Source organism: Amphibacillus jilinensis Y1, assembly GCF_000306965.1.
Lineage (GTDB): Bacteria > Bacillota > Bacilli > Bacillales > Amphibacillaceae > Amphibacillus_C > Amphibacillus_C jilinensis.
In genome coordinates this window covers 669,968-676,113 of sequence record NZ_JH976435.1, presented here as the reverse complement: position 1 = coordinate 676,113, position 6,146 = coordinate 669,968, and the positions used below count along the sequence as shown (strand labels likewise).

General features: G+C 34.4%; 9 protein-coding genes and 1 pseudogene. 3 read left to right on the top strand and 7 right to left on the bottom strand.

Translation table 11 applies throughout. The annotated features are described in order from the left end of the window. Nucleotides 1-543 (top strand): annotated as a pseudogene (locus B494_RS19910) (transposase); the annotation flags it as partial. A gap of 285 nt (nucleotides 544-828) precedes the next feature. Beyond that, the gene (locus B494_RS0110245) at nucleotides 829-1,452 is read left to right on the top strand and encodes an MBL fold metallo-hydrolase (protein WP_017472309.1); all 624 of its coding nucleotides are present in this window, start codon (nucleotides 829-831) and stop codon (nucleotides 1,450-1,452) included. A gap of 25 nt (nucleotides 1,453-1,477) precedes the next feature. On the opposite strand, the gene B494_RS0110240 is transcribed toward B494_RS0110245, so the two are convergent. Genes B494_RS0110240 through comGA form a run of 7 tightly spaced genes read right to left on the bottom strand, consistent with a single transcriptional unit; the run spans nucleotide 1,478 to nucleotide 5,333 of the window. Then, nucleotides 1,478-1,843 (bottom strand): competence type IV pilus minor pilin ComGG, encoded by a 366-nt coding sequence (locus B494_RS0110240; RefSeq protein ID WP_017472308.1) that lies wholly within the window; start codon nucleotides 1,841-1,843, stop codon nucleotides 1,478-1,480. After that, complete coding sequence (locus B494_RS0110235) at nucleotides 1,812-2,264, bottom strand: ComGF family competence protein (RefSeq protein ID WP_083855762.1); 453 nt, start codon at nucleotides 2,262-2,264, stop codon at nucleotides 1,812-1,814. The genes B494_RS0110240 and B494_RS0110235 overlap by 32 nt, the downstream gene beginning before the upstream one ends. Next, the gene (locus tag B494_RS0110230) at nucleotides 2,212-2,547 is read right to left on the bottom strand and encodes a hypothetical protein (protein WP_017472306.1); all 336 of its coding nucleotides are present in this window, start codon (nucleotides 2,545-2,547) and stop codon (nucleotides 2,212-2,214) included. The genes B494_RS0110235 and B494_RS0110230 overlap by 53 nt, the downstream gene beginning before the upstream one ends. After that, nucleotides 2,537-2,980, bottom strand: coding sequence for a prepilin-type N-terminal cleavage/methylation domain-containing protein (locus B494_RS0110225; RefSeq protein ID WP_017472305.1), 444 nt, complete (start codon nucleotides 2,978-2,980; stop codon nucleotides 2,537-2,539). The genes B494_RS0110230 and B494_RS0110225 overlap by 11 nt, the downstream gene beginning before the upstream one ends. Next, entirely contained in the window at nucleotides 2,970-3,287 is a 318-nt protein-coding gene (gene comGC / locus B494_RS0110220; protein ID WP_017472304.1) for a competence type IV pilus major pilin ComGC, read from the bottom strand. Before comGC ends, B494_RS0110225 begins: the two co-directional genes overlap by 11 nt. An 11-nt stretch (nucleotides 3,288-3,298) precedes the next feature. Continuing rightward, the gene (comGB, locus tag B494_RS0110215; RefSeq protein WP_017472303.1) at nucleotides 3,299-4,354 is read right to left on the bottom strand and encodes a competence type IV pilus assembly protein ComGB; all 1,056 of its coding nucleotides are present in this window, start codon (nucleotides 4,352-4,354) and stop codon (nucleotides 3,299-3,301) included. After that, nucleotides 4,326-5,333 (bottom strand): competence type IV pilus ATPase ComGA, encoded by a 1,008-nt coding sequence (gene comGA / locus B494_RS0110210; protein WP_017472302.1) that lies wholly within the window; start codon nucleotides 5,331-5,333, stop codon nucleotides 4,326-4,328. The genes comGB and comGA overlap by 29 nt, the downstream gene beginning before the upstream one ends. A 225-nt stretch (nucleotides 5,334-5,558) precedes the next feature. Here comGA and B494_RS0110205 point away from each other — a divergent pair, with 225 nt between their 5' ends. Continuing rightward, nucleotides 5,559-6,053, top strand: coding sequence for a shikimate kinase (locus tag B494_RS0110205; protein WP_017472301.1), 495 nt, complete (start codon nucleotides 5,559-5,561; stop codon nucleotides 6,051-6,053). Nucleotides 6,054-6,146: the final 93 nt, after the last annotated feature.

Sequence of the window (6,146 nt, the reverse complement as noted above, 5' to 3'; positions counted from 1 at the left end):
GGTACTAGGAAATCCATTAATTATAGCTGATCGATTTCACTTCATGCGTCAAGTATATTGGGCTTTAGATGAAGTTCAGCGGGAAGTCCAACGCAATGTAGATAAACAAACGCGGATTCATATGAAACGGAGTAAGAAGTCATTGTGGAAATCCCCCTATAAATTGTCAGGGAAAGGACGAGAAAAGGTTGAGAAGCTTTTACAAATGGATCCACGCTTAAAAGAAGCGTATGAGTTAAAGAACAAATTAGATGAATGGTTTAAGACAAGTGATGAGAAGACAGCTAGAAAAGGAATGGAGGCATGTCTAGAATGGATGCGTGCTTCTAACATTGATGCATTTCACCGCGTAAGAAAAATGTTTATACGTTGGAAACAAGAGATCTTACAATCGTTCATGTATCCATTTAATAATGGTTATATCGAAGGCATTAACAATACGATAAAGGGTTTTAAAAGCGAGACTCTTTTGGTATCAAAAATTTTCAACGTTTGAAGAATAAAATATTATGGCAACAAGAGGTTAAAAAGGCTCTCGTTTGAAATAGCACATAGCAGAGGAAATATGCGAGACTCCTGCGGAAAAACGGGCGACCGAGACCCCACAGCGGTCTTTGCGAGGAGGCTTGGGCGTTCGTCCGCGGAAAGCGAGTATATTTCCCTCTGCGGCTTAGCAATAGCACTACTTTATGGAAAAAGAGCTTTTAACAAAGATGAATGGTGGAGTGAACATTACACCACCACATTTGACAGAGAACCATAAACAATGAGTTTATTTCATTAATTAAGTTTTTAAGTATTTCTATTTTAATTAAGGAGTGAAATTTAATGCATGTAGAAACGATGTCATTAGGGCAATTAGGAACAAATGGCTATATTATTTACGAAGGTACCCAAGCCATCATTATAGATCCAGGTGCCGAAGCAGAACGCATTAGGGCTTTTATTACTAAAGAAGCGTTAACACCAATTGCAATATTATTAACACATGCCCATTTTGATCATATTGGTGCGGTAGATGAACTGCGAGATGATTACGAAATCCCAGTTTACTTGCATCAATTAGAGGCAGAATGGTTAACAGATCCGTCTTTAAATAGCTCAAAATATTTTCCCTTAGGGGAGATCACTGCTAGGCCAGCAGATGCTTACTTGCAAATGGGCGCAATGGTCATAGGTTCATTTGAATTTAAAGTGATACATACGCCTGGGCATTCACCTGGGGGAGTAACATTTATATTTGAAGCAAATCAATTAGCATTTGTTGGCGATTGTTTGTTTAGGACGGGTGTTGGACGAACGGATTTACCTGGTGGGGATCAAGCTACATTAATCGATTCTGTACGAAATAAATTATATCGTTTAGAAGCTGAATACAAAGTATTATCTGGTCATGGACCTGTAACAACGATTGGTTATGAGAAGGTGCACAATCCCTTTGTAACGCCATAATTTGCTTAAAAACCATATACTGCGCTCAAGGGTTATTATAATGATAAGTCCTAGAGCGTTGATATGGCGGTTCTGTTGATCCACTAATGATAATTTTTGTAAGTGCTTCCGCTTGCTTTGATATTGATACTTTTGCTTCTCCAATTGGATATTGAAATTCAACCTTCTCTTGACCTTCCCATTGTTCCCAGTCGTTAATTAAGGATTGATAGGCTAACTGTTGTAACATTTCTAATTTTAAATGTTCTATTTCCATTTCGGCAAGGTTTGTTTCATTTTGATAATATTGGACAACTGAAACAGCCAGCAATAAGAGTAGGGTGGCTAAATAGAATAGATAAACAGTGATTGTCCCTTTGTCATTGTGAAAACAAGTGAATAACTTTTTCATAGACACCTCCAGATTCCATCGTTAATGTAAGTAATAGATAATCATCTTCTGTAGTCACCCGTAATGTAGCTACATTTTGTAAAAAAACCTCGTGTCCAGAGCGATTAACTTGTCTGCGAATTAGATTATTATGCATAGAAAATCTTATAAAGTCGCCATCTATTGTTGTCAACAAAATTTGGTCATCACTTGTATTTGTCAATTTATTTTCATGAACTTGGTCTGATATAAAATGGAAGAATTGATAAACAGAGAACCTTTCAGTTGGTCTATGAAGATTTGTGGTTTTCCAAATGGAAGGGATAATGGTTAAGATAATCAATATAATAGAAAAAGCAAGTAACATCTCGATTATGGTAAAGCCCATTTCACTCTGATAATTGGAAATAAACGAATATTTCTTCAAGTTGTTCTTTTGCATTTGTCCATGTTCCTTTACCTATTATTTGATTATTTAAAATATAAAAATCAATTTCTACAATCTTTTCGTTTAGCTTATGAGACATTGATAGTGGAAGATCAGCTACCTTAATTGTTTGAATGGTGTTGTAAAGAAAATGATAATGATCGACACGTTCTGCTAAAATGGATTGCTCAATCTTATATTGAATAATGACAGGAAGTATTGTGCAAATGACTAACATTAAAAGTACTAAGCCGACGTAAGCTTCGAATAAAATAAATCCCTCTTGTTTAGATTTCAATATAATAACACCGTGCCTTTCCAAATGGGAAATAGATATGATAGATGGCCGTATTTGTTTTTACTTGCATGGTTCCAGGGCTTCTAATCGTCCCTGTACGTGTAAATCTAATTTGATTTTGTAGAGTTAGCATTGTGATTTTCCATTCTTCTGGCCACTCTCTTCTAACAAGACCTTCCCCAAAAGGACCTTGCCGAAGTTCATATCGATTTGAACTAGGATAAAATTGTATGTGATAAGTAATGTTAGTGACCATTGTATGTTTCTGTAATTCAATAATATCCAATTCAAACTGTTGATACCATTGTTCAAATGCTATGTGGTTAAGTTTTTTATGATAGTGATTAGCACTTATTAACCACAGCACGTTAATAAGAGTAAGCACAATTAATAGTTCTATTAAGGAAAAACCAAGCTGTTTTCTAAGGAACATTTCGAACAATCACTTTGTATGAATTTGAATTTTCAAAGACAATCTCTTTCGTTCCATTTGCCAATAAATTTGTTGTTAAATAATTTTGATCAACGAGTTGCTTGATGGAGTCAGGATATTTACCATGGTCAATATAGTAAGCTTGCACTTGAGCTTCTGCCATTTGGACTAATGCATCCTCGCCTTTTGTATGGATATCTTGATTTCGCTCTGATAGATTAGGTACAAGCAAAATTAATAAAATCGCAATAACTGCCAGGACAATCAACATTTCTATTAAAGTAAAGCCGTCTTCTTTTTTAATCATCTAATCAACTCCTATATGGTTTGAATAAGTTGTAACATCGGAAGCATTATTGATAAATAAATTAAAATAATACTAATTCCAATCACCATAAAAACAGTTGGTTGTATATAACGAATTAATTTTTTTATGGTGGTTTGCAAATCTTCTAGCATAAAAGTAGAATATGATAATAAATCTCTTTTCAATAAATGTTGACTTTGGTTGTGCTCAAATATTATGGTTAGCTCATGCTCGAAGTTACCTTGTTGATGTAAAGCTTCTTCCATTGTTAAACCGTCTTCTAACGCACTTACTAAAAAACTACAATAATAGCTTAGTAGAGAGTGTTGATTATGGTCATTTATGATTTTAAGACTATCTTTAAGAGAAAGACCAGCTGTTAACAGGGAACTGAGGTGAATCGCCACTGAGAAGCTAACTTGTTTTTTTATATAGTGCTTAACCATGGGAAGGTGTCTAATAAGTCGTGCTTTTTGCTTGATCGAAAGTTTATTGCGATAAGTAAACCATATAAAAATGAGCAATAGCAACATTAAGCAGATGAAAAGGAAAGCTGCAAATATGAAATCTACTACTTTTATAGAAACAAGTAAAAAAGAGGAAGTGTGTGTGGCGGTAGAATAAAGCTGTAGAAAAGAAGGGTAGACGAGTGAGTGTACAAAAAATAAGATGATTAAAAAGCTTGTTATAAGGAAAATTGGATATCGAATCGCTTTCTTAAAATGATTGCTTAAATGCATGTGTTGAGAGACAAATTGAATCGCTTGTTGTAATGTTTGAATCAAATTGCCATGTCGCGAAGCAAAATAAATAAACGTTACAATTTTTTGGTCAAAAGCTAAATCACTTAACACATCGTCAAATGCTTTTCCTTTCGTTAATTCACTTTGAAAATACTCTATGACTTCATGCCAATGTTTTTGACGTTTTAAGACATCTAGTGCAGCTAAAAGGGAATAACCGTGTTTTAGTAGCCGATATAATCTGTTTAGCAACTTAATTTGCTCTTGCAAAGATAATCTTAATGATCTGCTCGTATCAAACACTCGCTGATTCAGCATAACCATAAGCAAAAGCCTTCCTCTTTAATTCATTAAAAGTTTGATGTTTTAATTGTGTTTCATCTAAGTCGTTAATGTATGCAGATAGGTGACTTTCGCTCAATATCTCCAGAATTGCTGCCCGCTGTTTCTTTTGTTGGCAATTGAAAATAGGGATAAGCTGAAGGGCAACAACTCCAATTAAATTTTGTGAAAGGTCAATGGGTTTAATACCCATTTCTAATAGACGATGTATAGTACCTGCAGCATTTTTTGCGTGTAAGGTTGAAAAAACTAAATGACCGGTATATGCTGCATGAAAGACAAATTCTGCTGTGTTTTGATCGCGAATTTCTCCTACCATTAACAGGTCGGGATCATGCCTTAATGCTGCTTTTAGGCCAGTGTGATACGTCATGCCACCTTTCTCATTGATTTGAACTTGAAGAAAATTAAACATCTCTTTTTCGATTGGATCTTCTAATGTAATGGTTTGATAGGCTTGTTCTATTAGTAAATGATCAAGTAAAGCATATAATAAAGTTGTTTTTCCTGATCCGGTAGGACCTGTTAATAAAATGACACCAGCCTTTCTAGTCATAATCTGTTTGAATTGTTGTACTTGATAGCGAAATAATATCAAATCTTCAAGTGCTTTTGTGTGTAGTTGAGGTAGTATGCGAATCGCGAGACTTTCCATCTGTTTTACAGGAAGCGTAGATAAACGTAAATTAATGTTAGTCTTGTTTAATGTTATCTGTAAGGCCGCATCTTGTGGTTTTTGAGTTTCACCAATATCCATACCAGAGGAAAATTTGAAGTGATTAAGTACAATTCGATATTGATTATGATGAATTTTAAAGTGGTATTTTCGCTCGCCGTTAATGCGGAAAAAAATTAATACTGAGGTATAATCAGGGAAAAAATGTATATCTGTTGCGCTATTACTTGTAGCTATTTTAAGCAATTCTTGAATAAATCGAGTAGCTGAATAGATGTTGATCACTCCTTTCTATATGGAAATATAACGCTAACGTCGATAATAATCAAACTGCATTATATACTAAGAATTTAAAATAATTAACCGCTAACAGTGAGAAAATTAAGTATCAACATTTTTTGACGCAAAATTCTATTTATTTTTAGGACAAAAATTTAACATTATTATTTACGACATACTTCAAAATAAATAATTGAAATGGGCAGAGATACAATAGAAAGGACTGATATAATGAAGAGTATTTATCTTGTTGGATTTATGGGAAGCGGTAAGTCGACGGTTGGCAGACAATTAGCAAAAAGGTTATCATGCGCTTTTATCGATACAGATGTAGAAATAGAATATATCCAAAATAAAACGATAAAAGAGATATTTGCTGATGAAGGCGAAGAGGCATTTCGGGCTTATGAATACCAAGTCTTAAAAGATTCACCATTTGAAGGTCATGTTATATCTACTGGAGGAGGTATTATTGAGCAATCAGTAAATAGAGAATGGCTAAAAGGGAAAAAGGTTATTTATTTAAAAGCAAGTTGGTCTACTATTTATCATCGATTGAAACACGATGAAAATAGACCGATTTGGCAAGATAACACGCGTGATAAAGAGAAATTATTGCAAGAGCGAGAGGTTAAATATCTGGAAGTGGCTATGTATGTTGTTGAAACAGACAGAATGCAAACTGAAAAGATTGTAGATCACATTCTTTCACTCATGAATGAATAACAAATCACAAATCAGCTATGCCAGTGTATGAAAAGCTTTGCTAAGGGTAAGCTACCTATACAACGAACCTTCAGTCAGTAGGCGATCCCGCTG